The 22,413-nt window shown below is 61.1% G+C and carries 21 protein-coding genes, 1 tRNA gene and 3 pseudogenes; 12 read left to right on the top strand and 13 right to left on the bottom strand.

Going from position 1 to position 22,413, the window contains the following annotated elements:
• Positions 1-9 precede the first annotated feature (9 nt).
• The 4 genes from NKJ93_RS22625 to NKJ93_RS22610 all read left to right on the top strand — a co-directional run bounded on the left by NKJ93_RS22625 (position 10) and on the right by NKJ93_RS22610 (position 3,395).
• Complete coding sequence (locus NKJ93_RS22625; RefSeq protein WP_031195072.1) at positions 10-666, top strand: VOC family protein; 657 nt, start codon at positions 10-12, stop codon at positions 664-666.
• Positions 667-738: 72 nt separating this feature from the next.
• A complete protein-coding gene (locus NKJ93_RS22620) occupies positions 739-1,857 on the top strand; it encodes a redoxin domain-containing protein (protein WP_352591183.1) in 1,119 nt (372 codons plus the stop codon).
• A gap of 94 nt (positions 1,858-1,951) precedes the next feature.
• Positions 1,952-2,920 carry an alpha/beta fold hydrolase gene (locus NKJ93_RS22615; protein ID WP_502895824.1) on the top strand — a complete coding sequence of 323 codons (969 nt, stop codon included), beginning with the start codon at positions 1,952-1,954 and terminating at the stop codon, positions 2,918-2,920.
• 55 nt (positions 2,921-2,975) lie between these two features.
• The gene (locus NKJ93_RS22610) at positions 2,976-3,395 is read left to right on the top strand and encodes an Ohr family peroxiredoxin (RefSeq protein WP_352496626.1); all 420 of its coding nucleotides are present in this window, start codon (positions 2,976-2,978) and stop codon (positions 3,393-3,395) included.
• A 365-nt stretch (positions 3,396-3,760) separates the two neighbouring features.
• Here NKJ93_RS22610 and NKJ93_RS22605 read toward each other — a convergent pair whose 3' ends face one another.
• The 8 genes from NKJ93_RS22605 to NKJ93_RS22570 form a co-directional block, all read right to left on the bottom strand.
• The gene (locus NKJ93_RS22605; RefSeq protein WP_352591198.1) at positions 3,761-5,689 is read right to left on the bottom strand and encodes an adenylate/guanylate cyclase domain-containing protein; all 1,929 of its coding nucleotides are present in this window, start codon (positions 5,687-5,689) and stop codon (positions 3,761-3,763) included.
• Between the two features lie 643 nt (positions 5,690-6,332).
• On the bottom strand, positions 6,333-7,037 hold the full coding sequence (locus NKJ93_RS22600; protein WP_023722328.1) for a GntR family transcriptional regulator: 705 nt from the start codon (positions 7,035-7,037) through the stop codon (positions 6,333-6,335).
• A gap of 102 nt (positions 7,038-7,139) precedes the next feature.
• Positions 7,140-7,880: an aspartate/glutamate racemase family protein gene (locus NKJ93_RS22595; protein ID WP_352484980.1), complete on the bottom strand. Its 741-nt coding sequence runs from the start codon at positions 7,878-7,880 to the stop codon at positions 7,140-7,142.
• Between the two features lie 8 nt (positions 7,881-7,888).
• Positions 7,889-8,611, bottom strand: coding sequence for an ABC transporter ATP-binding protein (locus NKJ93_RS22590; RefSeq protein WP_023722330.1), 723 nt, complete (start codon positions 8,609-8,611; stop codon positions 7,889-7,891).
• Positions 8,612-8,613: 2 nt separating this feature from the next.
• Positions 8,614-9,393: an ABC transporter ATP-binding protein gene (locus NKJ93_RS22585; protein WP_352495644.1), complete on the bottom strand. Its 780-nt coding sequence runs from the start codon at positions 9,391-9,393 to the stop codon at positions 8,614-8,616.
• Between the two features lie 4 nt (positions 9,394-9,397).
• Positions 9,398-10,372, bottom strand: a complete 975-nt coding sequence (locus tag NKJ93_RS22580) for a branched-chain amino acid ABC transporter permease (RefSeq protein ID WP_352495643.1) — start codon at positions 10,370-10,372, stop codon at positions 9,398-9,400.
• Positions 10,373-10,377: 5 nt separating this feature from the next.
• Positions 10,378-11,244 carry a branched-chain amino acid ABC transporter permease gene (locus tag NKJ93_RS22575; RefSeq protein ID WP_023722333.1) on the bottom strand — a complete coding sequence of 289 codons (867 nt, stop codon included), beginning with the start codon at positions 11,242-11,244 and terminating at the stop codon, positions 10,378-10,380.
• Between the two features lie 76 nt (positions 11,245-11,320).
• Positions 11,321-12,523, bottom strand: coding sequence for an ABC transporter substrate-binding protein (locus NKJ93_RS22570; RefSeq protein ID WP_031195079.1), 1,203 nt, complete (start codon positions 12,521-12,523; stop codon positions 11,321-11,323).
• Positions 12,524-12,710: 187 nt separating this feature from the next.
• Here NKJ93_RS22570 and NKJ93_RS22565 point away from each other — a divergent pair, with 187 nt between their 5' ends.
• Positions 12,711-13,022 carry a DUF4143 domain-containing protein gene (locus tag NKJ93_RS22565; protein ID WP_352495642.1) on the top strand — a complete coding sequence of 104 codons (312 nt, stop codon included), beginning with the start codon at positions 12,711-12,713 and terminating at the stop codon, positions 13,020-13,022.
• Positions 13,023-13,087: 65 nt separating this feature from the next.
• Here the strand turns inward: NKJ93_RS22565 and NKJ93_RS22560 are convergent.
• A pseudogene (locus tag NKJ93_RS22560) lies at positions 13,088-13,426 on the bottom strand (diacylglycerol kinase); the annotation flags it as partial.
• 663 nt (positions 13,427-14,089) lie between these two features.
• Here NKJ93_RS22560 and NKJ93_RS22555 point away from each other — a divergent pair.
• The 3 genes and pseudogenes from NKJ93_RS22555 to NKJ93_RS22545 all read left to right on the top strand — a co-directional run bounded on the left by NKJ93_RS22555 (position 14,090) and on the right by NKJ93_RS22545 (position 16,299).
• Positions 14,090-14,764, top strand: coding sequence for a protein-L-isoaspartate(D-aspartate) O-methyltransferase (locus NKJ93_RS22555; protein WP_352495641.1), 675 nt, complete (start codon positions 14,090-14,092; stop codon positions 14,762-14,764).
• A gap of 669 nt (positions 14,765-15,433) precedes the next feature.
• Positions 15,434-15,558, top strand: a pseudogene (locus NKJ93_RS22550) (IS6 family transposase); the annotation flags it as partial.
• Positions 15,559-15,861: 303 nt separating this feature from the next.
• Complete coding sequence (locus tag NKJ93_RS22545; protein ID WP_292659986.1) at positions 15,862-16,299, top strand: hypothetical protein; 438 nt, start codon at positions 15,862-15,864, stop codon at positions 16,297-16,299.
• A 307-nt stretch (positions 16,300-16,606) separates the two neighbouring features.
• On the opposite strand, the gene NKJ93_RS22540 is transcribed toward NKJ93_RS22545, so the two are convergent.
• A complete protein-coding gene (locus NKJ93_RS22540) occupies positions 16,607-17,242 on the bottom strand; it encodes a carboxymuconolactone decarboxylase family protein (RefSeq protein ID WP_023722339.1) in 636 nt (211 codons plus the stop codon).
• 206 nt (positions 17,243-17,448) lie between these two features.
• On the opposite strand from NKJ93_RS22540, the gene NKJ93_RS22535 reads away from it, so the two are divergent.
• Complete coding sequence (locus NKJ93_RS22535; protein ID WP_023722340.1) at positions 17,449-18,363, top strand: LysR family transcriptional regulator; 915 nt, start codon at positions 17,449-17,451, stop codon at positions 18,361-18,363.
• A gap of 12 nt (positions 18,364-18,375) precedes the next feature.
• Here the strand turns inward: NKJ93_RS22535 and NKJ93_RS22530 are convergent.
• From NKJ93_RS22530 to NKJ93_RS22520, 3 genes and pseudogenes are all read right to left on the bottom strand, one after another.
• Positions 18,376-18,669 (bottom strand): annotated as a pseudogene (locus NKJ93_RS22530) (DUF3363 domain-containing protein); the annotation flags it as partial.
• 762 nt (positions 18,670-19,431) lie between these two features.
• Positions 19,432-19,508 (bottom strand) — tRNA-Arg (locus tag NKJ93_RS22525).
• 47 nt (positions 19,509-19,555) lie between these two features.
• A complete protein-coding gene (locus NKJ93_RS22520) occupies positions 19,556-20,248 on the bottom strand; it encodes a winged helix-turn-helix transcriptional regulator (protein WP_023722341.1) in 693 nt (230 codons plus the stop codon).
• 340 nt (positions 20,249-20,588) lie between these two features.
• Between NKJ93_RS22520 and NKJ93_RS22515 the strand changes: the two genes are divergently transcribed.
• From NKJ93_RS22515 to NKJ93_RS22505, 3 genes are all read left to right on the top strand, one after another.
• Positions 20,589-20,915 (top strand): DUF1330 domain-containing protein, encoded by a 327-nt coding sequence (locus NKJ93_RS22515; protein ID WP_023677873.1) that lies wholly within the window; start codon positions 20,589-20,591, stop codon positions 20,913-20,915.
• A 127-nt stretch (positions 20,916-21,042) separates the two neighbouring features.
• Positions 21,043-21,567, top strand: a complete 525-nt coding sequence (locus NKJ93_RS22510; RefSeq protein ID WP_502896926.1) for a hypothetical protein — start codon at positions 21,043-21,045, stop codon at positions 21,565-21,567.
• Between the two features lie 241 nt (positions 21,568-21,808).
• Positions 21,809-22,333 (top strand): TetR/AcrR family transcriptional regulator, encoded by a 525-nt coding sequence (locus tag NKJ93_RS22505; RefSeq protein ID WP_051409761.1) that lies wholly within the window; start codon positions 21,809-21,811, stop codon positions 22,331-22,333.
• Positions 22,334-22,413: the final 80 nt, after the last annotated feature.

Below are 22,413 nucleotides of genomic sequence, written 5' to 3'. Positions count from 1 at the left end.
TCTCAAACCATGAAAACGCCCCGTGACGAAAAGCACGAAACTGCGACCGGGACCCTCAAAAAGCAGGCGCTCGACATGAAGCTCGAGGTCGTGGTCATCCCCGTCTCGGACGTCGATCGCGCCAAGAGCTTTTATATCGGCCTGGGCTGGCGGCTCGACGGCGATTTCGTCGTCGGCGATACGTTCCGGGGTGTGCAGTTCACACCTCCGGGCTCGCCTGCCTCGATCCACTTCGGCACGGGGGTCACGACGGCGGAGCCCGGCTCGGCAAGCGGGCTTTATCTTGTCGTGTCGGACATCGAGGCGGCGCGCGCCGAGCTCATTGGCCACGGCGCCGAGGTCAGCGAGGCGTTTCACCGCACAGGTCCCGGCAAGCCGGCGGTCAAGGGGCGCGATCCCGAGCGGCGCAGCTACTCCTCGTTCGCGACGTTCAAGGACCCGGACGGCAACGAATGGCTGCTGCAGGAAATCACCACCCGCTTTCCCGGCCGGATCGACACCACGACCTACGCTTCCGGAGCGGATCTTGTTGCCGCGCTGCGACGCGCGTCGGAGGCCCACGGCGAGCACGAGAAGCGCAACGGCGGCCAGCGCGATGAGAACTGGCCGGACTGGTACGCGGAATACATGGTGGCTGAGCAGGCCGGCAAAGAGCTTCCGCTCTGAAGGATTCAGCGCGCAGCGCGCCGCTGAACCGTCTGCGCGGCGATATCGATCGAAACTGAAAAGGCGTCGTCGATGAAAGCACTTAAGCTGCTCGTCGCCGTGGCGCTCGCAATGGCAATCGGGGCTCCGATTGCCAGTTTTCTGGGAGACACGGATGTGGCTCAGCCGATAGCCTCCGCACCGATGAGGGTTCCGTTCCTTCACGGACTTTCCTCCGACCAGTTCGAGGGTCAATCCGAGCTTGCTTCGCTTGGCGTGGCGCACGAGTGGATAAATTCGCCGCCGCTGACGGCGTCGGCTTTGCATGGCAAGGTCGTCCTCATCGATTTCTGGACCTACACCTGCATCAACTGGCTGCGCACGCTTCCCTACGTTCAGGCCTGGGACGAGAAATACCGGAAGCATGGTTTGGTGGTGATCGGAATCCACGCGCCGGAGTTCTCGTTCGAAAAAGACCTGAACAACGTGCACCGGGCGGTGAAAGACCTGGGGATCGATTACCCGATCGCCGTCGACAACGACCATCTCATATGGCGGGCTTTCAGCAACCAGTACTGGCCGGCACTCTATTTCGTCGATTCGCGGGGACGCGTCCGGTATCACCACTTTGGCGAGGGCTCATACCAACAGTCGGAAATGGTCATCCAGGAATTGCTGACTGAGGCTGGCGCCGGCGGATTCGACCGTGAGCCTGTGTCGGTGGATGCCCGCGGCATCGAAGCCGCGGCCGATTGGGAGACCCTCAAGTCTCCGGAAAATTATCTCGGCTACGAACGCACCCAGAATTTTGCCTCCGGCGGTGAAGCGGTCTTGGACGCGCCGCACATCTACGACGTGCCGGCGCGACTACGCCTGAATGAGTGGGGGCTGTCTGGCAGTTGGACGGTAACGAAAGAAACCGCCGTACTGAACAAGTCCGATGCCCGCATCGCGTACCGTTTTCACGCGCGCGACCTTCATTTGGTCATGGGTCCGGCAGCGCCGGGAACGTCTGTGAGATTTCGCGTGCTGATCGACGGGCAGCCGCCAGGCACGGCTCACGGCATCGACGTCAATGAAATGGGCGAAGGCGCAGTGACAGAGCAGCGCCTGTACCAACTGATCCGACAATCGAAACCCATCGTCGATCGCCAGTTCGAGATCGAGTTTCTCGACTCAGGCGTGGAGGTCTTTGCATTCACGTTCGGCTGATCGCCCGCGCAAGGATAGAGGTTCCCAAATGCATTCGCTCAATATCCCCGATGAAATCGACCAAGATCGCCGTCGGTTCTTTGGCGCCGCCGCGATGGCTGTCGCCGCCACTCAGTTCGGCCTGATCGGCCCGGCACAAGCGCAACAGACGACTGGAGAGCCTGCGGCGTCCTTTGGGCCCTTGAAGCGGATCGAGGCCGGCGTGCTGAGCGTCGGCTATGCGGAACTTGGACGGACCGACGGCCCGCCCGTCATCCTGCTACATGGCTGGCCGTATGACATCCACACCTATGCCGATGTCGCTCCTCTGCTGGCAGCGAAAGGCCACCGCGTGATTGTTCCCTACCTGCGCGGATACGGCACGACCCGATTCCTGTTGGACGACACGATGCGCAACGGTCAGCAGTCAGCGATTGCCGCGGACATTGTCGCCCTGATGGACGCACTGGGCATCGAAAAGGCGACGATTGGCGGCTGCGACTGGGGCGCGCGCACCGCGAACATCATTGCCGCACTATGGCCTGAACGCTGCAAGGCGATGGTCTCGGTGAGCGGCTACCTCATCGGCAACCAGCAAGCCGGCAAGCTGCCGCTGCCACCCAAGGCCGAGCTGCAATGGTGGTATCAATATTACTTCGCCACCGATCGCGGCCGCGCCGGCTACGAGAAATACACACGAGATTTCACCAGGCTGATCTGGCAACTCGCGTCGCCGCGGTGGAATTTCGACGATGCCACATTCGAGCGCAGCGCCGCAGCCTTCGACAATCCCGATCACGTGGCCATTGTGGTCCACAATTATCGCTGGCGGCTCGGACTCGCCGCCGGCGAGCAGCAATACGACGCGTTCGAGGAGCGACTCGCGCAGGCACCGGTCATCGGCGTGCCGACGATCACCCTCGAAGGCGACGCCAATGGCGCGCCGCATCCGGACGCCAGCGTATACGCCACGATGTTCCCGGGCAGATACGCGCATCGGGTCGTCACCGGCGGCATCGGGCACAACCTGCCCCAGGAAGCGCCGCAGGCCTTTGCCGATGCCGTTGTCGAAGTCGACGCCTGATCGAGTTCGCGGCAACCACCGAAGCGGCGGTTACCGCTACCAGCAAAGAATGCCCATGAGCCACATCACAAGGGTTGTCTATACGGCCAGGACCGCAACCACGGGCAGTCGCGAAAATGGCGCCTCGCGCAGTTCCGACGGCCTTCTGGACATCTGGCTATCGACGCCTGGATCGGCGCGCATCGGCACCAATCCGGAGCAGTTGCTCGCGGCCGGCTGGTCGGCCAGCTTCGCAAGCGCAATCGCATCTGCGGCCCACGAACGAAAAATCGCGCTGCCTGCAGGGATGAGCATCGAGGCCGAGGTGAATCTGAACTACGGAGAAAACGGCCACTTTCTTAACGTCCAACTGGATATTGCCGTGCCGAGTCTGGAGCGCGATGTGGTACAAATTCTGGTGGATGAAGCGCACGAGATTTGTCCTTACTCCAAAGCGACACGGGGCAACATCGATGTCGTAATGAGGATCGTCTGATTTGACCTAAATCGCTCTTCGGCGTTGAAGCTTTTGGCACCTCGCTCCCAGTCTGTTCAGGGTCAGATGATGATCATGCCCACATCGACGTGAATGTCCGCTTTCGATATCCACGGGCTCGAAGCGGCCGATCCGTTGTCGGCCCATTCCTGACATAATCGCCACTGCTCAGAACATCACTTGCTCAGCCGGCTTCCACCGTAGGGATACTCACTTGAGCGTTTGACCCTGAGTTCTTCGTTCGCTAGCGGGAGCCTCGCGCGGCGTCACAACCATATGTGTCATCGCCTCCAACCTTCGGCGACAGCGCCCGCCAGTGCCGGGGCGATTCGCGGCTCACGTCTCCCTTTTGCGCCGAGCTTGTTCTATGGCTGCCGGAGAGGCTGCGCCTCCCCCGCCTCGCATTCCGGCAGCCGCACAGGTTTGGCGAGTTTTGCCAGCGACCCGGTCTTGGCGCACGCCGGGAAGCCGGCTAGCGGCATTGTCTCGATGAAACGACCGCGCTCCGTCTTGCTCAAGCTGAATTCATTGACCATGCCCTCGACGGTCAGGTCCGGATACCGTTTAAGGGTTTCCCGGACCGAAGCATTCGCCTCATCGATTCGACCCAGAGCCGCAAAGGAGCTGCTACGCACCACCCAACCCCCTTTGCCGTAGTTATCGGGCGTCTTGCGCTCCAGCATCTTCAAGGCGTCCTCATAGCGACCAGCCATAAAATAGGCAGTGGAGTAGAAAGCAGTTGCCCACATCGGGTAATTCGGGTCGAGCCGTATAACTTGGTCGACCAACTGAGCGCCGCGTTCGGGTTCGTCGAAGCCTGCCGCAAAGCCGGAATAGAATGTCAGGATTTCGGCCGAACCCGGAGCGAGGCGGAGGGCCGTGTCCAGCTCGACCTTGGCGCGGGCGTTGTCGCCCTTGTCTTTGAGGCTCATGCCAAAAACGGCGTGCGCCTCGGCGTCGCTCGGATCGAGCCGCACCGCGCGTTCGGCTACATCGGCAGCCGCCTTGATCTCGCTCTCGGGATTGATACCGAAGCCAGCCAATATGTTATGAGCATGATAAAGTTCCACCCAGGCGCGGGCGAACCCCGGGTCCAGCTCGACAGCGAGGTTGAGCAGCCTGATGGCCTCCTCCTCATCCGCTACGGCAATCTTTTCAATCCTTTCGGTTCCGAGCAGGTAGTAATCATAGACAGTCAAGTTGTCCGGCCGTTTACGCTTCGCTGCAGCCCGCCCCGCGCCTTGAATCAGCCCCACGCCGTTGCCGAGGCGGTTGGTGACCTGCTCGGCGATCTCGGTTTGAACGGCGAATACGTCTTCAGCAGGCCGGTCCCATCGCTCCGACCACAGATGGTTGCCGGTTTTTGCATCGATCAGCTGCGCGGTGATCCGCAGCCGACCGCCCAGGCGCTGGATCGAGCCTTCCAGCACATAGCCGACGTCGAGCGCACTCGCGACCTGGCGGACATCCAGCGACTTGCCTTTGTACGCTTGCGTCGAATTGCGTGCCACGACGTCGAGTTCGGGAAACTGCGCGAGATCGGTGATGATGTCTTCGGTGAGGCCATCGGCCAAACGCCCGGTGGCCCCGTCGCCGCCATAATTATTGAAGGGCAGCACCGCGATCGACGGCTTGGCCCCCAGTGGCGCAGGCTGAAAGACCCACCATGTCCCTCCACCCGCCAGAGCCAGCACCACGGTGGCCGCCGCAGCCGTCCTGGCCCAGCGCGGCATCATTCCGAGAAGCGGGCGGCGCGCCGGCTTGCCATCGAGCCTCAGCCGGTACATCCGCACGGGGCGATTGATATTCTTGACTTGCTGCTCGCCAGCGAAATCGAGGGGCCAATCAAGCTTGCCCTGCAGATGGTCAAAGGCCGTGCCCGATACGATCACGCCGCCCGGGTCAGCGAGTTGCTGCAACCGAGCGGCGATATTGACGCCGTCGCCATACACATCGCCATCCACGAGCGCCACATCGCCAAGATTTATCCCGATGCGGAACACAATCCGCTCATGCTCCGGCAGTGCACCATTGCGAACGGCCACAGCTTTTTGAATTTCGGCTGCGCAGATTACCGCATCGACCACGCTGTCGAAGACGACAAGTGCGCCATCTCCTAATAGTTTGACAATTCGACCCTGGTGCAGAGCGATCGCCGTATCGGTTACGTCGGCCCGGATAGCTCTCAGGCGTCCGATGGTGCCAGCTTCGTCAATTTCGATCGCCGTTGAATAGCCGACCATATCCGCTGCAAGGATTGCCAGCAGTTTCCGGTTCAATGGAGGGACGATCATCATCCGGCCCCGGACCCAACATGGCTAAAATTGTACACCTATCGCGGCGCCCTGACGAGCCCGCCCGGCCAAAGCCAGGAGGTCGTCCATTAGCCCCGGTGGTCCGAAAGGTCGCTTCTGGCGCACAGCGGTCAGACGAGGCTGGACGCAAGGGCCGGCTATCTTGTCCAGTCATCTTGAAAGCTGACAGTCCGGTTCCGGCCCCTTCCAGGCATTCACAATGCCGGTCGATCGCCGATCTGACCGCCAGAGGCTGTTGACGTCGAAAACACATAAGCCGCTAGATGTTCCCCTTTTGTGCTTCCAAAGTCGCATAAACAGACAGTCTGGAACTGGCCTCTCGCGAGGGCCATCGACCGATCGCATCAGGTCGTATCTAAAGGCCGTAAGAAAAACCGGCAGTTTGCCAATCCTTGCTGCGACTGCGTGCCTCAAGCTCTGATCGGCGCATTGCCCGTCCGTTGTGCGGCAGCAGGAGTAGCCGAAGCTGGAGGGCAGCGCCGCGGACTCAACGAGCGCTACTGTTATGACGGCAGGAACGAAGAAGCAGTCCTCATGGACCGATGCATGCTATGCATTGCTTCGATCACGCCCAGCACGTGCGGACATAGGCGAACTCCGGCGAAGAGTTTGACAGCGGAGATCAGCGCAAGATGTCCGACAGGCTCTCGGGCTTCTTCTCGCCAAGCGACAGATCAAGGCCCGACAGAAGGTCGATGAGATGACTTTGCATCAGGTCGGACGCGTTTTTTGCGTCGTGCTTTTCGATGGAATCAACGAGGGCGTGATGGGCGTGGCTTTCGCAGGTGGTGTCGCGGCGGCGCCAGTAGAGCGCGATGATCAGCGACGACCGCGACAACAGGTCCTTGACGAAGCCGGTCAGGATCGAATGGCCGGCGATTTCAGCGATGCCGACATGGAATTTTGCCGACAGCATTATGGCGTCGCTGTCGCGGCCGGCATGCAGGGCCTCGTGCTCTTTTTCGAGATGAAGCCGCAGTTGCGCGATCTCGGCCGGCTTTGCCACTTCGGCGGCAAGCGCCGCGACCTTGGGCTCGATCAGCGCTCGCGCTTCGAACACCTCGCGCGCTTCCTGCTTGGTCGGCTGGGCGACGAACGCGCCGCGGTTCGGCTCGAGCCGAGCCAAGCGGTCATGCGACAGCGCCTGCAGCGCCGCGCGTATCACCGCGCGGCTCACCGAATAGATCGAGGCGAGCTCGTCCTCGGGCAGCTTTGTGCCCGGTGCGAGGCGGTGGCTGACGATGGCGTCGCGCAGGCCGGCATAGACCGGAAACCAGCGCATCGTCGGCTTGTCGCCATCCCGTGTCTTTGGTCCAAGCAGGTCCATCGTCTCATTGTCCCGGCGGCCGGATCGCATAGCGGCGCGAACACCGCGTTTCCGGCCGGACATCGAACATCCTGTGTGGGAATGTCAACAATTTTGCACGCATCAGGATACACGGCCGGAGGGCGAAAAGGACGCAAAGATTCCGGCGAAGGACTTTTCGAGTGGAACTTGGTAGCCGCCGCGCTTCGAGGTCGACAGGCCAAGGCTGACGAGGCTCTCGCAGAGTTGTACCGCGCAGGCGACGCCGTCGAGCACAGGAAGGCCATGTTCGCGGCTGAGCGCGGCGGCGAGGTCGGCCATGCCGGCGCATCCCAGCACAATCGCTTCGGCCCGGTCGTCGCGGATGGCGCGCTCGATCTCCTCCGAAATTCGATGGCGGGCGTTGGAGCCGGGCACTTCGAGCTCCAGAACGGGAACGTCGCTTGCCCGCACCCTAGCGCAGCGGCTGGCGAGGCCGTAGCGCACCAGATTGTGCTCGATCGCCGGCACCGAACGCGACAGCGTCGTCACCACGCTGAACTTGCCGGCAATTAGGCTTGCCATGTGAAACGCCGCTTCGCCGATGCCGACCACCGGCATCTCGCCGACGCAGCGTACTGCGTCGAGGCCGGTGTCGTCGAAGCAGGCGATGACGCAGGCGCTCGCCGCCGGATATCTCTGGATCTCGCCGATCATTCCCGGGATGGCGAAGACCTCGTCGAAATAGCCTTCGACGCTCGGCGGCCCGTCCTTCGGATTGACGGCGATGATCCTGGTGCCGGCCGAAGCCGCGCCGCGCGCCGCCTCGCTGATCTTTTCGGTCATGGACGCAGTGGTGTTGGGATTGACGACGAGTATGTCCATTTGCGCTTTCATATTTCGCCGCCGAGATAGAGTTTCTTGACCCGGTCGTCGCCAAGCAGCTCAGCCGAATGTCCGGCCAGCGCGATCTTTCCGGTCGTCAGTGCGTAGGCGCGCTGCGAGATGCGCAGCGCCATGCGCGAATTCTGCTCGACCAAGAGAACGCTGACCTTTTCGTCGCGATTGATCGCCACGATGGAGCGGGCGATGTCCTGGACGAGCTTCGGCGCGACGCCGAGCGAGGGTTCATCGAGCAGCAGAAGCTTCGGTTTGGCCATCAGCGCCCGCCCGATCACCAGCATCTGCTGTTCGCCGCCGCTCATCGTGCCCGCCGTCTGGGAATAGCGTTCCTTCAGGCGCGGAAAGCGCGCGAGCACCATGTCCAGCGTCCTGGCGATTTCGGCCTTGTCGGTGCGGGTGAAGGCGCCCATCATCAGATTGTCGCGCACCGTCATGTAGGAAAAGACGCGCCGACCCTCCGGCACCATGGCGATGCCCATCCTGACCAGCTCGTCCGGGCGCGTTCCGTCGATGCGGTGGCCCCGGAAATGAATCTCGCCGCTGCGGACTTTCTTCAGGCCGGTGATGGCGCGCAGGATCGAGGATTTGCCCGCGCCGTTCGCGCCGATCAGCGCGACGGTCTCGCCCTCGTTGACGTTGAGCGACACGCCCTTCAGTGCATAGACATGGTCGTAGTAGAGTTCGATGTCGGAGACTTTCAGCAGTTCGCTCATGGCTAAAATCCGATCGTCTCATCTTCGACGCCGAGATAGGCCTCGATGACCTTTTCGTTCTCCTGGATTTCCTTCGGCGTTCCCTCGGCGATTTTCACACCGAAGTTCAGGACGACGATGCGGTCGGAAATGTTCATGACGGCGGGCATATCGTGCTCGACCAGCAGGACAGTCACGCCGCGCTTCCGCACGCCGCGCACCATCTCCACCGCGCGCACGGTTTCGTCATGGTTCATGCCGGCGAAGGGCTCGTCGAGCAGAAGCACGGTCGGGTTGGTAGCGAGCCCGATGGCAATCCCGAGCGCGCGCAGATGGCCGTGCGGCAGCGTGCTGGCGATCTCATGCCGTTGCGTGCCGAGATCGAGGAAGTCGATGATCTCGTCGGCCGAGCGGCCGAATTCATCCTCGTCGCGCCGTGCGGTGTTCGTGCCGAGATAGAAGCCGGCAAGGCTGGCATTGGAACGCAGGTGATGCGCGATGATGACATTGTCGCGCACCGTCATGCCCTTGAAGATCGTCGTCTCCTGGAACGTGCGCACCACGCCCTTCCGGGCGACGATATGCGGCGCCAGGCCTGAAATCCGCTCTCCCCGGAATAGCACTTCGCCCGAGGTCGGATTGAGGAAAGAGGAAATCAACTTGAACAGCGTCGACTTGCCGGCGCCGTTGGGGCCGATGACGGAGAGGATTTCGCGTTCGCGGACCGCGAAGGAAACATTGTTGACCGCGACCAGCCCGCCGAAGCGTTTGGTCACTGCCTTGATCTGGAGAAGCTCAGTCATGGTCCTAGCCCTGCTTCTTGCCGAACAGCCTGAGGCTGAGCAGGCCGTTGGGAAGGAACAGCATCAGCGCGATCAGCACCGAAGAGAAGATCAGCAACTGGAACTCGCCGGTCTCGAACAGGAAATCCCAGCCGAAATAGAGCACGAAGGTGCCGATCATCGGCCCGAAGACGTGGCCGAGCCCGCCGAGGAAGCAGTTCAGCATGAAGTTCACCGAGTCGGTGACGGTGAAGCTCGACGGATAGATCGACTGCGAGATGGCGACGAACATCGCACCGCCGAGACCGCCGAGGAATGAGGAGATGGCGTAGGCGATAACGCGCAGATAGGCGATGTTGACGCCGATCGAGGAGGCCAGTTCCTCGTTCTGCTGCAACGACTGGCAGAGTTTGCCAATGCGCGAATGGACTAGGCGGTAGAGCGCCGCAAAGCACAGCACCATCAGCACAACCGACACCAGATAGAAGGCGGGACGCGGATTGGGGAGCGCCGCGAAATCTGGAAGGATGGTCAGCCCGAAGATCGAGATGCCGCCGGGGAGCGGAATGCTGACCATGCCCTTGGCTCCGTTGGTGATCGGCAGCGCCAGCGCGAGCAGCCGCGCCACTTCGGTCAAAACCAGCGTGACCATGGCGAAATAAACGCCGCGAAGTCTGAGGATGGGCAGTCCGATCAGCACGCTTGCAGCGGCGCAGAATAGCCCAGCCAGCGGCAGTGTCAGCCAGAACGACACACCGTACTGGACGACAAGAATGGCCGAAACATAGCCGCCCATAAGCGCGAAGGCGCCCTGGCCGATATTTATGCGGCCGATGTAGAAAGTCACCCACACCCCGGCGCTGGCGATGCTGAGCAGCGCGACCGAGGTCAGCGTGTAGTAGAGGTCGAGCCGACCGGTCGCCTCGATCAGCCAGGGCACGCCGACGAGTACGACCAGCAGGAAGACAGCGACGACGAGGATGTTGCGTGTACGCTTCATGTCCATCATCCCCACGGCTTGCCCATGAGCCCGTTCGGGCGGATGCTCAGGAACACCATCAGCGCGGCGAAGATGACGAGATAAGTGACGTCGCCATATTGGCGTAGCACCGTCAGGCCGACCGATTCCATCATGCCGAGGATGAAGCCGCCGGCGATCGCTCCGCTGACCACGCCGGCCCCGCCGATCATCACCATCAAGAACGCCTTGATCGAGATCGGCCCGCCGATGCCCGAATTGACGCCGGTGATGGCGACCAGCAGCCCCCCGACTATGCCGGCAAGCATGGCGCCGAGCGCAAAGCCGATCATCGAATAGCGGTCGACCTCGACGCCCATCAGCTGCGCCGCGACCCGGTCCTGCGCCAGCGCCCGCATGGCACGTCCCGGCTTGCTGTACTGCATGAAAAGCACGAAGGAGGCGATGAACAGTATGGCGAGTGCGCCGACCAGCAGCCGGTCGTAAGGCATTATGAGGCTGTCGGAGACGAAGACGCCTTTGACGATCTTCGGCACGCCGCGCTGCTTTTCGCCGAACAGGAGGAGGATCACGGCGTCGAGGAAGAATGCGACCGCCGCCGCGAGAAGCATCGTACTTTCCTCCCGCACGCTTCGCTTAATCACCGTCCTGAAAAGGAATTTCTCGACAAGCGCTCCAATGACCAGCAGCGTGACCCCGGACGCGACGAGCGCGACGACGAAAGGCATGCCGAGCTGGCCATAGACGGTGTAGGTGACGAAGCCGCCGAGAACGTACATCTGCCCATGGGCAAAGTTAAGCACGTTCATTAGCGCGAAGATCAGGGTCAGACCGAGCGCGATCAAGGCGTATTGCGCGCCAAGATAAAGCCCGTTGGCGATGACTTGTTCCATCAGGATGGTTCCGGCCGTTCAGAGGCTGAAGACGAATGCTCGAGTCTCTGCGGCAATCCGCTTCAGTGCAGTTGCGTCAATCGACTTGAGCGACGAAGAGCGTCTCGAACTTGCCGTCGCGGTATTCCGTGACCACCATCGGGACCGAAAGCTGGCGCTTCTGGCCAAACGACGTCATTCCGACATAGGTCAGCTTGGCATCGTCCTTCAGATAGGGATTGGGCGCCGAGAAAGTGTCGATCGTCTTCTTGAACTCCTCCACATTGTCGATCGCGGCCGGGTTCGCCTTCAGCGTCTCGATGATGTATTCGAGCGCGTAGACCTTGGTGTTGGACTCGTCATTGTATTCGCCGAACATTTTCGTATAGCGTTCGACGAACTCCTTCATCGTGTCGGACGCGATTTCGGGCGTCGATGCGCCGCCGACCGAGATGAAGCCGTTGGCCAACTCGCCCGCGCCCTCTTCCAACACCTTGGCATCCTGCGCCGTTTCGGTGGAGATCAGGCCTTCGTAGCCGAGCTCGCGCGCGGCGCGGATCAGCAGCGGCGCATTGCCCGGCGCGACGCCCGAAAGCACCAGCAGGTCCGGTTTTTGCAAAACGATCGGCGTCAGTACCGGCGTGAAATCGCGGGTATCGTTTTGGTAGACATCCGTGGCAGCCACAACCTCGAGCCCGAGCGCCTTTGCCGCGGCAACACCGCCATCCCGCTGGCTCAGCGGATCGGATTCGTTGGCGGCGACAAAGGCAACTTTTTTCACGCCCCTGTTTTCCATGAGATATTTGTAGATCGCCGGAGCCGACTGGTAGTTGGCGATCATGCCGAGCACGGCGTTGGATGCCGGCGGGGTGTAGAGTTCCTTCGGGAATGCGTAGGGAAAATAGATGATGCCCTTGGATTCTGCCACGGGACGCACCGCCGCCGCGCCGTCGTCGACATTCGGACCGACGACATAGTGGATGCCCTCCTGGGCCATCTTCTCCATGCCGGCGATCGCCCGCTTCGGGTCCTTCTGGTCGTCGAAGGTGACGATTTTGACGTCATAGGTCTCGTCACCAATCTTCACACCGCCGGTTTCGTTGATCCAGGCGGCGCGCGTCTGCATCGAGCGGACGTTGGATGTGCCCCACGCAGCGGCCGCGCCACTCGTCACGCCGACAAAGCCGATCTTGAGTTCCTTGTTGGCGGCGTGCACCGCTATTGTGCCGCCGGCCATGATTGCCAGCGCGGAGACGGCGCCGCGCGCCGCGGATGTGATTATTGAACGTCTGTTGATCATTGTTCTTTCCCCTTTGGAGGCCGCGCATTGTTGCGACAGAACTCGACCGATACGCGGATTTTTGTGAGTGAAGGCTCAAATCAATCACCTGTCAACAAAACTTTATCGGATTGTTGACAATCTTGTGAGCGGCCGTAGACGAAGAACGTAGGACCGATCGCGGTTCGGTGCTTTGCTCGAGAGGTTCGTGGTGTCGGAATTCCTGAAGCTCGCATGGTGGTCAGAGCGACGGGTGTCTTTCTCACACTACCGGACCAAGAATCAGGACGAGGTCGGCGTCGTGATCGAGGATCGACGCGGTCGGGTCGTCGGTATCGAGGTGAAGGCCTCCGCAAACGGTTCCGCAGGACTTTCGGGGATTGCACCAGTTGCAGGAAGGAGTCCGCGATCGTTTTGTGCGCGGGCTGGTGCTGCACGACCATCACCGTGTGACGCCGTTCGGCGAAATAATTGCAAGCTGCACCGCTGTCGGTTCTGTGTTCGATGTAAAGTTGCATAAAATGCGGTCTGGAACTTGAGTCGCGAGGTGGTCTAAATAATCCCAGATCGATACGAGCCGAGCCTTCATTGGTCGCGGTGATTTCTGGCAACTTCGCCACCCGCCGTAAGCCATCTTGCATCGAACCAGCGGTCCGCCGGCCCGTCATAGGGCAGCCGCGTGACATCCCAGTGGCTGACGAAGCGCGCGTAGGCGTCCCAGACCGGTGGACCGCCGCCGATGAAGACGACACGGCCGGCAAAGCGCTTGAGCGTGTCCTCGGGATCCATACTGGAGCGAACGACGACAAGTTCCCGATCCGCGCGAGCAAAATCCGGAACGCTCGCGATCGTCTTGGGACCGGCGAGCAAGACGTGTCCTCTCGTGACGTCGAAAAACCGTGCAACGTCGGCTACGAACTCCGGCGAGCCGAAGCGATATTGGCAAACTGAAACGTCAGAGCGGGCATCGCGCAGATGCCCGCCACCATGGGTACGGATGCACGCAAGGGACCGAAGAAGCGCCGGCGGCCCCCCACCGCTCGAAGAACAGGAGAGGGGCCAATAGTGCGAAACCCGCTTTCCAAGCCGTTTGCCGATCCAGAAGGACAGCCAGTCCCCCAGTGCCGCGCCAATGGCGGCGGCAAGCCATCACGAAATTCCGGTTCTTCTCAGCAGCGCCACGCGGGCTAACGCTGATTATCGTATGGCCGGCCTGCAGCGCGAATCGCGCTGCTGGCTCGCCCAGGTTCGGCCATCGTCAATCGCCAGATCACGCACGATCAGCACGGGATGGAGCCGGTGAACGACAGCGCAGGGTTCGGCGTCGTTTTGGCCTTCGGCCTATTGGTGCTCAATTGGCTGGCGATCCGCTATATCGATGTTGTCGCCTGGCTGGCGAGCTTCTGATGCGCACGCCGTTCCACCCCGGTGCGAGGAACGGGAGAGCACCAAGGACGGCGACGAAATAGCAGGGCGGTACAACCCGCCCCAACCGAAGCCGCGTTCTCGACGACATGGTTACTGTGACAAGACGAACAGGGTATAAGGCTATGAGGCAGCAGACTGGTTGAGGAGCGCCCCACCGTCATGAAGCCGATGAACGAAGAGCATCTCGCGGTTCTACGCAGGCACATGGTCGAGATGATTGCAATTCACACCGATCTTGCAAGCGATGAACTTGGCAAGGCGGCGCTCGATGAGCGGGTATTGGCGGCGATGAGGCGGATACCGCGGCATCTCTTCGTGCCAGCATCAGTTGCGCCTTATGCCTACCAAGACATGCCGCTGCCGATCGGCTTTGATAAAACCGTCTCGCAGCCCTTCATCGTTGCTCTCATGACCGATCTCCTTGCGCCGCAACCGCACGAGGTAGTGCTCGAGATCGGCACCGGCCTAGGCTACCAAACCGCAATCCTCGCGGACCTTGCCGGGCAAGTTTGGAGCGTCGAAATCATCGAGGAATTCGCAAGCCATGCCGAGGCTCTCCTGCAGGGTCTCGGCTTCTCCAATGTCGGCATTCGTGTCGGAGACGGGTCTCGCGGCTGGCCTGAGCACGCCCCATTCGACAAGGTCCTGGTCACGGTGGCGGCTGAGCGGACACCGCCGGCTTTACTGAAGCAACTCAAGCCGGGAGGACGCTTGGTTCTGCCTTTGGGATCTGAAAATGCACAGTTTCTGACGGTCATCGACAAGGATGCGGCAGGGCAACTGAAGACTCGCAAACTCATCCCGGTTCGGTTCAGCCGTCTCGAAACGGTCTAATGAGGGGTGCGGCTGCGCGGAGCCGTGCTGGAAGATCAGGATAACGCGCGCCGCATCGATCACACAGGCGCTGGATGGCATCGCCGATCTTTTGACATCCATGCCGCAACGCCACTCGTCGAGCACGCCTGCCGCCGCCGGTCGCAGCCGCTGGCGATCATGCCGGCGCGGTCGTATTGCGCGCTTCTCAAAGACCCCTTATCCAGCCTACTGTGTGCCTGCCAGACGGCAAATGGGTCGCTCATCTGGGAAATGACGGCTAAAGGCTCAAGGAATTCGCCCAGTGGCCAACACGTAGCGGGCAGGAGGTAACGATGGATCTCAAGGACAGGCGCCTCTGGTACGGCGTGGTAGCCGTGATCGTGGTATTGGTCGTGATTGCGTATGCGGCTGGTTGGTTTGGCGGCACACCGATACCAGCGCCGCAGCAGTGAGAGCGATCGTCATTCTCGCTTGGCGGCAGCTGACTGCTCAGTCTCTAAAGGTCGAAGGAAGGGACACCTGATTGGCTGTTTCGCTGGTTCGGCTACCATCCTGACGACGCACAGCCTGGACCGTTTTTGAGATGGCTTCCGCGCAACTTGTTGGTTGTTGGACGGACCGATCCTTGGATCGCGCAATCCGCAACACTCCGCCATCGGGCCGGGCAACTTCGATAATGGTTTCGACACGGACAAACTGCGATCCTACGGAGTAGCCAGGCGCCAGGTCATGCCGGAAGTCGTACACTGGAGCCACAAGGGCCCAACGACCGGGCGGAGAACTCGCATCAGCCCGGCCTTCGGCGGTTTCGAAGCTAAACTGCCACTCGCTTGATCCCGCTGCCCGGCCAGCGATGGAGCCGGGCTACTCCAGCACAGACTCTGCCCGTCGATCACCTCGATCGGCACGGACTCCAGACCGACATCGTCGAACAGCCGCGCATTTGACCGCGTTCGCCAAATTAATGGCCGGATCTTTGCGAAGCCTCCGCATTTTCGTGGGGGGAAGCCCTCCCAGCATCATCGTGATTGGACTTCACGATCGGCCGGAGTCACGCTGGCCGCAGGTATAAGAAGATATGGGTGGGCCAACTATCGTCCGAATAGGAGGCTAAAATGAAGCACCAGACGCTTGAGCAACTGCAGATCGTCGCCGAGATCGATCAGGACTACCTGCGCCAGGCCATGTCGCGCAGCGAACGTCTTGAACGCTGGGCGGAGCTCCTTGAACGGAACCCTGACCGGCGACTCTCGACGCTACACCAGACCGAGTATCAGCCGGTTAGATCACGCGGGGCCATGCGCGGCGACGGCTCGCCGATCTCAGTCGCTTTCGAGGATCCTGTCCTCCGCGCCGCCGGGTTGGAAAACGACAACTACGGCGAAGCGAAGCGGTTCTTCGAACTGACCGACAGGCAATTGCATGAGATCATCTGCTATTGTCATTTCGGCGCGACGGTGAGCGCCGTAACGGCCGCCCGTCACATCCGTGCGGCGATTGCCGGGAGACAGCCAGGCATGTTCGCTCGGATGCGTGAGGCGTTCGTCGGATAAAGCCGGAGCCGTTTCGCAGCATCATTTTTGAAGCGGCTCGCATGGAAAGCCGCCGCCGTAGCGCAGGCAAGCGCTCCCCACGCGGGGAGGCTGCGTTTGCATGAGGGGGTGCGGCTTTCCGCAGGAGCACGCCGACGCCCCCTCCTGCATCTTTTCCATCCGAACCGGAAAGATCCCAATGCTGCCAGCACATCCGTGGTCAGCGCCGGGGTTCAAAGGCTCGAACAGAGCGACATGCGCGCCGGATAAGCGCTATACATTCGCTGTCGAAAATTCGATGCTTCATGGTGGGTCGAAGGTCGCGGACCTATGTCGATCGGGACCGGGAAAGCCAAATCGTGATCGCGAGCAGCTTGGCCTTGTGATCGAGGCCGTCCCGAGCCAGCGCCTCCCCGAACCCGAAATCGATCGAAAGCTGCGCGAGGTCGGGCGCGGTGCCGGCGAAGCGGTCAAAATAGCCCTGGGCGTCGCCCGCTACGAGCCGCTCCAGCATCTCGCGTCCGGCCCATCCGCGTCCCGCTCCGTCACCCGTCGCGGGCTTGATGGGCTGAAATGCCAGCTCGCGTTCGGCGAATACCGACCGGACGATGCCGACGGCATTGACGGTTGCAGGGAAGCCCAGGACCGCGACCGAGACGAAGAGCAGTTCGACGATCGCTTCGGGGGTGCCGCCGGCATTGAGAAAGCCGGCGATATGAAACTTCAATTGCGGCTGGGCGCTTCCGTCGGCCAGCAGCATCGAGACGGTGCAGAGCTGCCTTAGCGGGAGATCCAGCCCCGGGCGGGACAACACATCGCCATAGGGATATTCGACGGTGAAGCGCGACAAATCGGCGGAGGTCTCCGCCAGAGCATTGATCGGTCCATCGAAATTCTCCCCGCCGATCCGGCGGAGCATCTCCAGGCCGCGTGAAAATCGATCCTCATGAGTTTCCGAGGCCATGGCTTGCCCGCTCCGACTGATGGCGAAAGAACTTGCTGCGATGAAGGCAGCCTCAATAAAGCGTCGGCGAGAACTTACTCTTCCCGTTGCTGCGGTGGTGGGACCTGACACTCATGTTCTCTAACTCTGCCCGCCCCCGCTTTATTTCAGGTCAGACCTTGCATCGGCGATTGCGATAAATCAAATTCATTATTAGCATCGCCGTGATGAAGAAGATTCATATCGCTAACGTCGATCTCAATCTGCTGGTCGTCTTCGACGCCCTCGTTGCCGAAGGGCACGCCACGCGCGCGGCCGAGCGGATTGGGCTGACCCAGCCGGCGGTCAGCCATTCGCTCAATCGCCTTCGGGCTCTGTTCGGAGACCCGCTGTTTGTCCGATCCCCGCGCGGCATGACGCCGACGCCACTGGCGCAGGACATTGCGCCGAGTGTTCGGTCGATCCTCGAACAGGTTGAAGGCGTCCTGCTCGGCGGGCGCTCGTTCGATCCGACCGAAAGCACTCGGCAATTCGTGGTCGGTCTCTCCGATTATGCCGCTTTCGTGCTGCTACCGCGTCTGACTGCACGGCTCGGCCGCGAAGCACCAGGCGTTTCTCTGGTGGTCCGCAACACGAGCCGCAGCGTCGGTTTGCCGATGCTGGACGACGGCGCAGTCGAACTCATCGCCGGCAACTTCCCCCAGCCGCCGACCCATATGCGAGAAGAACTGCTATACGAAGAGGACTTCATCTGCGCTGGCCGCGGCGATCACACCGATCTGGCCGATAGTCTCGACCTCGACCGCTATCTCTCGCTGCGCCATCTTCAGGTTTCGATGAAGGGCAATCCGAGCGGCTATGTCGATGCTGTGCTCACCGAGAAAGGATTGAAGAGGAATGTCGTCGTGACGGTCGGCCACTTCTTGATGGCACCGATGCTGGTCGATGCCTCCGAGCTCGTGGCAACGGAACCCCGTCGTCTCTTCGCACCGTTGGCAGGGCGGCTACCGCTCCGACTTTTTCCGCCGCCATTGGATATTCCTTCATTTCGAGTGGTGCAGACTTGGCATGCGCGCCACGACGCCGACCCAGGGCATCAATGGCTGCGACGGGTGCTCAGTGAAGTCGGTCAAGGGGTTTGAGGGCGAAAGCCCCAATCCCCGCTGCCGCCCCAACTGCCAGGACACCGATCCGCCCTGCACGATGCCACTGACCTCGCGGCCGAGCTGGCGGTCGATGACTGGCCGCCACGGGACAAGCGTGAACTCGTGGGACTTCTCGACGATGGCGAACTTGCCACTGGATAGCTGCGCGGCCCCGGTGAAGGTGCCGGTCACGGTTTCGCCCTCGGCGGCAGCTCGGAACGGCAGTGCCTTTTTCGCCGCCAGTTCCCCACCGGCACGGTCAACCTCGCGTTCCTGAAGCGTGGCGATCAGGTTGCGCCGGTAAGCGCCCCTTCAAATTTGTAGGTTCGCTGAAAGATCTGTCGATCGATCCAAGCCGCGATTGCCGACGAGGAGCTGAGGACCCTGTGAGAGTATGGCGCTGCAGATCAGGTCCTCGGCAACAAATTTCGTTCTTGCAGTACCGCATTTTTCGAGGGCAGCCACAGCCGGCCTACTGAAAGCCACCCTTTGACCTTGCAGCCTCGGCACTGACGTTGGCTGCTTATGGGACGCGCGTCCCATCCATCAATGTCGGAAATGGGGGGCGGTAGCAGTCATCCAGCTCTTAATCGTCGAATGCGAACTTTTCCGTGATCCACACCTATGAGCTGCCAGTCCGCTCTCGGCTCCATGGCTGTCGTGCAAGGGACCGTATGTAGCGCTGGCACGACAACATTGATTACGGCTCAGGCCTCGTAAGACGTGCCATTTTACCAGGTGGCTAGGTCAGCCTCGTGCGATACGGACTGAGATACAAACTGTGATACAAATCGCTGTGGGCTCCTAGACTAGAAAAAACATCGTAAAATCAATGCCTGCCGAGGCGCGGCATTGCGTCTCGACAGACCCCACCTCAAATCGCCACCTGAAGCGACATCGGTGGCCGCCCGTCCCAACAATCTACTCAATTCCAGAATCATGGAAATCCACAACTCGGTTGGATTGAGCAGCTGAAGCCGAAGTTCATGCGAAATTCGCCGTACTAATTGCCGTACTAATTTACCAAAAAGTACGGCGGCTTGTTGGCTAAGCGCTTGAAAAACTTGGTGATCCCGACAGGAATCGAACCTGTGACCTACAGATTAGGAATCTGCCGCTCTATCCTACTGAGCTACGGGACCATCGCGCCCGACACATAACCGCTTCGGATCGTTTCGCCAAGAGGCAGCTAGGCTGCTCGCTTGGGTTCGACAGCGAACGGGCTCAGGCCCAGCCAAGTCTGCATTTTGCGGGCGATATCCTGATCGCCCGTCAGAATGACTTTCGGCCCGGCCTTCTCGACGGTGATCAGCCCCATCCAGATTTCGGTCATGGTGTGCAGGTCGGTCGAGACGTAGAGATCGACATCGAACCCCGGATCGTACCAGCAGAGGTCGACCTCGCCGTGCTTCTCGACGATCAGCCACCACGACCGTTTGGAGGCGGGGAGCTCCTGGTACAGAAATTGTATCACCGTGCGCCCGTCGGGCAGCGGCGACGCGTTTAGATTGCGCCGCATGTCCCACATCAGCAGCGACGGATCGAGGTTCTTCAGCGACAGCCGCGACTCGACCCATTTCTGCCCCCAAAAGCCCATCGCCTCGACGACGGACCGCAGATCCCTGCCTGCCTCGGTCATCCGGTATTCGAAGATGCCTTTCTCGCCGCGCACCTCCTTGCGCTCGACGATCCCGGCCAGCTCGAGCTCCTTGAGCCGTTGCGACAGAAGGGTCGGCGACATTTTGGGGACGCCGCGGCGCAGATCGTTGAAACGGGTCGAGCCCGCCACCAATTCGCGAAGCAGAACCATGGTCCAGCGGGTGCACAGCACCTCCGCGGCCATCGATAACGGGCAGAACTGCTTGTATCCGGCCTGGGTCATGATGTTGGCTTCCCCTCAAACTCAGCCGGGAGCATAGGCCTTTCCCAGCGGTGCGGCGAGTACAGAAACTGTACCGGCCCAAGTGTGGTGGATTTGAAGTTCCTGCTTTCTGGGTGGCATCAGCGTTAGGAACTTCAAATCCAAAACCACACTGGAAATCCAAGCACTTGCTGGTGTGGCTTTTGAATCCGAAATTCGCTCGCTGCGTTGCTCCAAAGTGAATGCGAATTTCGAATTCGCCGCACCAGTACAGATCGCGGACTGGCTGGCGCCGGCCTTGCCATGCGACCCCTCTGCCGCTGCACGGGATACCCCTGTGCACGACCAGGAGACATGACCCATGACCGCTTACGTTATCGCAGACATCAAGGTGAGGGACCCGAAGTGGATGCCGGCCTATGCCGCGTCGGTCCACGACCTCGTTCACAAGCACGGCGGCAGATATCTGTCGCGCAGCGGCAATGTGAAGACGCTCGAAGGCAAGCCGCTCGACACGACGCTGATTGCCTTGATGGCGTTCCCGACCGAGGCCGCGGCGCGCGCCTTCACCGACGATCCCGCCTACGCACCCTTTGTTTCGGCCCGTCAGGGCGGCAGCGACAGCCGTTTCCAGCTAATCGACAACTCCGATCTGGCCGGAACCATCCCGTATCTGCCGAAGGGATGATCTTCCCCTGCATTTGTCGCATCGGGACAGGGATCTCCCAGCAACAACAGCCACAGCGCCCACCTGCCGGACCTCCTTACTTCCGGCGGCCGCCCGGGCTGTGCTTTTCAAGAAGAATGGAATGACTATGACAATCAACTTTCGCAACAAATTCCTCGCTGCCGCGGCGCTGCTGTCGGCCTGCACTGCATTGGCGCAGGCGCATCAGGCAGCGCCCGCGTCCGGTCCCAATCCGCTGGCCGACAAGGTACGCGCCGCCAACAGCCGCTTCGAGAATGTGGCGGCGGCGACCGCCGAGGGCTATGCGCCGATCCCCTGCGCCAGCGGCATCACCGGCGGCGCCATGGGCATCCACTACGTCAATCCCGGCTACCTCAAGGACGACGCTGTCGATGTCGCCAAGCCCGAAGCGGTGATGTACGAGCCGATGGCCGACGGCACGCTAAAACTGATCGCGGTCGAATACATCACCTCGAAAGGCCCGGCCTCGCTCGATGGGCATCTGTTCAACTTCAACAGCGCGCCCAACCGCTATGGCCTCGGCCCGTTTTACGAGCTGCATGTCTGGGCCTGGAAGGGCAACCCGACCGGCGCGTTCGCCGACATGAACCCGAACGTGTCGTGCGAACCGACGACTGCTGCCAGCCAGTAAGCAGCCGGGCCAGGCGGCGCCAACGCCGCCTGGTTTTTAATCTCACAGAGGGGCCAAGCTCCGGGAGATCGCGATGCAACCTGGCATCGTTGGCGTGCCTGTGTGCCCATCGAGCTGTCTTTGCAAAAAGAGTCGCTTGACTGGCGATGTAAAATGCTCATTCTAGAATGATCATTTTACATTGGGTTGCTCCATGACCAGACCGCGACTATTTGACGAAGCCACTGTGCTGGGGGACGCGATGAACGCGTTTCGACGGGCCGGTTTCGCGGGAATTTCGATCAAGGATCTGAGCGATGCCACCGGCCTGACGTCTGGCTCGATCTACAATGCCTTTGGCGACAAGGAAGGTCTCTATCGGGCGGCCTTCGGCCACTATATCGATGCCGTCATCCGACACCGTATCGAGACCTACATCGGCGAAGCAAGCGATCTGGATGGTTTGGAACAGTTGTTCCTGTCGTTGTTGCTGCCCGCCCCGGAATCCGGCGACCTCGGCTGTTTGTTAACGAACGCTGCTGTCGAGTTCGGTGCGCAACCGTCGGTCGCCTCGGAAGGTCTCGCGGAAGGCTTCGCCGTGCTGGAAGCCGCCATCCGGCAGGTCGTGGAGCGCCAGATCGGTGGAGGGCAGGTCGATCTCCACGTCGTCAGGCTTCTGCTTCTCTACCAAGGCATTCTCGTGCTGATCCGCGCCGGCCGAGACGTCTCGGCCTGCCCGGCCGTCATTCGATCAGAATTCGAGCAGCTAAGGAAACTTCTGCCATGATCACCCTTTCCCGCAGGGCGGTGCTTCTCGGCACCGCCGGCAGTCTTCTTGCGCCTTGCCTGCCGGTCTTTGGCGCGTCG

It is taken from the genome of Mesorhizobium sp. M0028 (genome assembly GCF_040323855.1).
Classification (GTDB): Bacteria; Pseudomonadota; Alphaproteobacteria; order Rhizobiales; family Rhizobiaceae; genus Mesorhizobium.
Note: the sequence above shows the minus strand (reverse complement) of the source record. Positions and strands in the feature narration are given on the sequence as shown.

What these genes read in the sequence shown, in the direction of transcription:
- NKJ93_RS22605 (WP_352591198.1), bottom strand. Translation starts at nt 5,689, where the DNA reads ATGATCGTCCCTCCATTGAACCGGAAACTGCTGGCAATCCTTGCAGCG.
- NKJ93_RS22585 (WP_352495644.1), bottom strand. Translation starts at nt 9,393, where the DNA reads ATGACTGAGCTTCTCCAGATCAAGGCAGTGACCAAACGCTTCGGCGGG.
- NKJ93_RS22545 (WP_292659986.1), top strand. Translation starts at nt 15,862, where the DNA reads ATGAAGCACCAGACGCTTGAGCAACTGCAGATCGTCGCCGAGATCGAT.
- NKJ93_RS22505 (WP_051409761.1), top strand. Translation starts at nt 21,809, where the DNA reads ATGAACGCGTTTCGACGGGCCGGTTTCGCGGGAATTTCGATCAAGGAT.
- NKJ93_RS22620 (WP_352591183.1), top strand. Translation starts at nt 739, where the DNA reads ATGAAAGCACTTAAGCTGCTCGTCGCCGTGGCGCTCGCAATGGCAATC.
- NKJ93_RS22625 (WP_031195072.1), top strand. Translation starts at nt 10, where the DNA reads ATGAAAACGCCCCGTGACGAAAAGCACGAAACTGCGACCGGGACCCTC.
- NKJ93_RS22580 (WP_352495643.1), bottom strand. Translation starts at nt 10,372, where the DNA reads ATGAAGCGTACACGCAACATCCTCGTCGTCGCTGTCTTCCTGCTGGTC.
- NKJ93_RS22555 (WP_352495641.1), top strand. Translation starts at nt 14,090, where the DNA reads ATGAAGCCGATGAACGAAGAGCATCTCGCGGTTCTACGCAGGCACATG.
- NKJ93_RS22510 (WP_502896926.1), top strand. Translation starts at nt 21,043, where the DNA reads ATGACAATCAACTTTCGCAACAAATTCCTCGCTGCCGCGGCGCTGCTG.
- NKJ93_RS22610 (WP_352496626.1), top strand. Translation starts at nt 2,976, where the DNA reads ATGAGCCACATCACAAGGGTTGTCTATACGGCCAGGACCGCAACCACG.
- NKJ93_RS22535 (WP_023722340.1), top strand. Translation starts at nt 17,449, where the DNA reads ATGAAGAAGATTCATATCGCTAACGTCGATCTCAATCTGCTGGTCGTC.
- NKJ93_RS22600 (WP_023722328.1), bottom strand. Translation starts at nt 7,037, where the DNA reads ATGGACCTGCTTGGACCAAAGACACGGGATGGCGACAAGCCGACGATG.
- NKJ93_RS22615 (WP_502895824.1), top strand. Translation starts at nt 1,952, where the DNA reads ATGGCTGTCGCCGCCACTCAGTTCGGCCTGATCGGCCCGGCACAAGCG.
- NKJ93_RS22590 (WP_023722330.1), bottom strand. Translation starts at nt 8,611, where the DNA reads ATGAGCGAACTGCTGAAAGTCTCCGACATCGAACTCTACTACGACCAT.
- NKJ93_RS22575 (WP_023722333.1), bottom strand. Translation starts at nt 11,244, where the DNA reads ATGGAACAAGTCATCGCCAACGGGCTTTATCTTGGCGCGCAATACGCC.
- NKJ93_RS22540 (WP_023722339.1), bottom strand. Translation starts at nt 17,242, where the DNA reads ATGGCCTCGGAAACTCATGAGGATCGATTTTCACGCGGCCTGGAGATG.
- NKJ93_RS22570 (WP_031195079.1), bottom strand. Translation starts at nt 12,523, where the DNA reads ATGATCAACAGACGTTCAATAATCACATCCGCGGCGCGCGGCGCCGTC.
- NKJ93_RS22520 (WP_023722341.1), bottom strand. Translation starts at nt 20,248, where the DNA reads ATGACCCAGGCCGGATACAAGCAGTTCTGCCCGTTATCGATGGCCGCG.
- NKJ93_RS22515 (WP_023677873.1), top strand. Translation starts at nt 20,589, where the DNA reads ATGACCGCTTACGTTATCGCAGACATCAAGGTGAGGGACCCGAAGTGG.
- NKJ93_RS22595 (WP_352484980.1), bottom strand. Translation starts at nt 7,880, where the DNA reads ATGGACATACTCGTCGTCAATCCCAACACCACTGCGTCCATGACCGAA.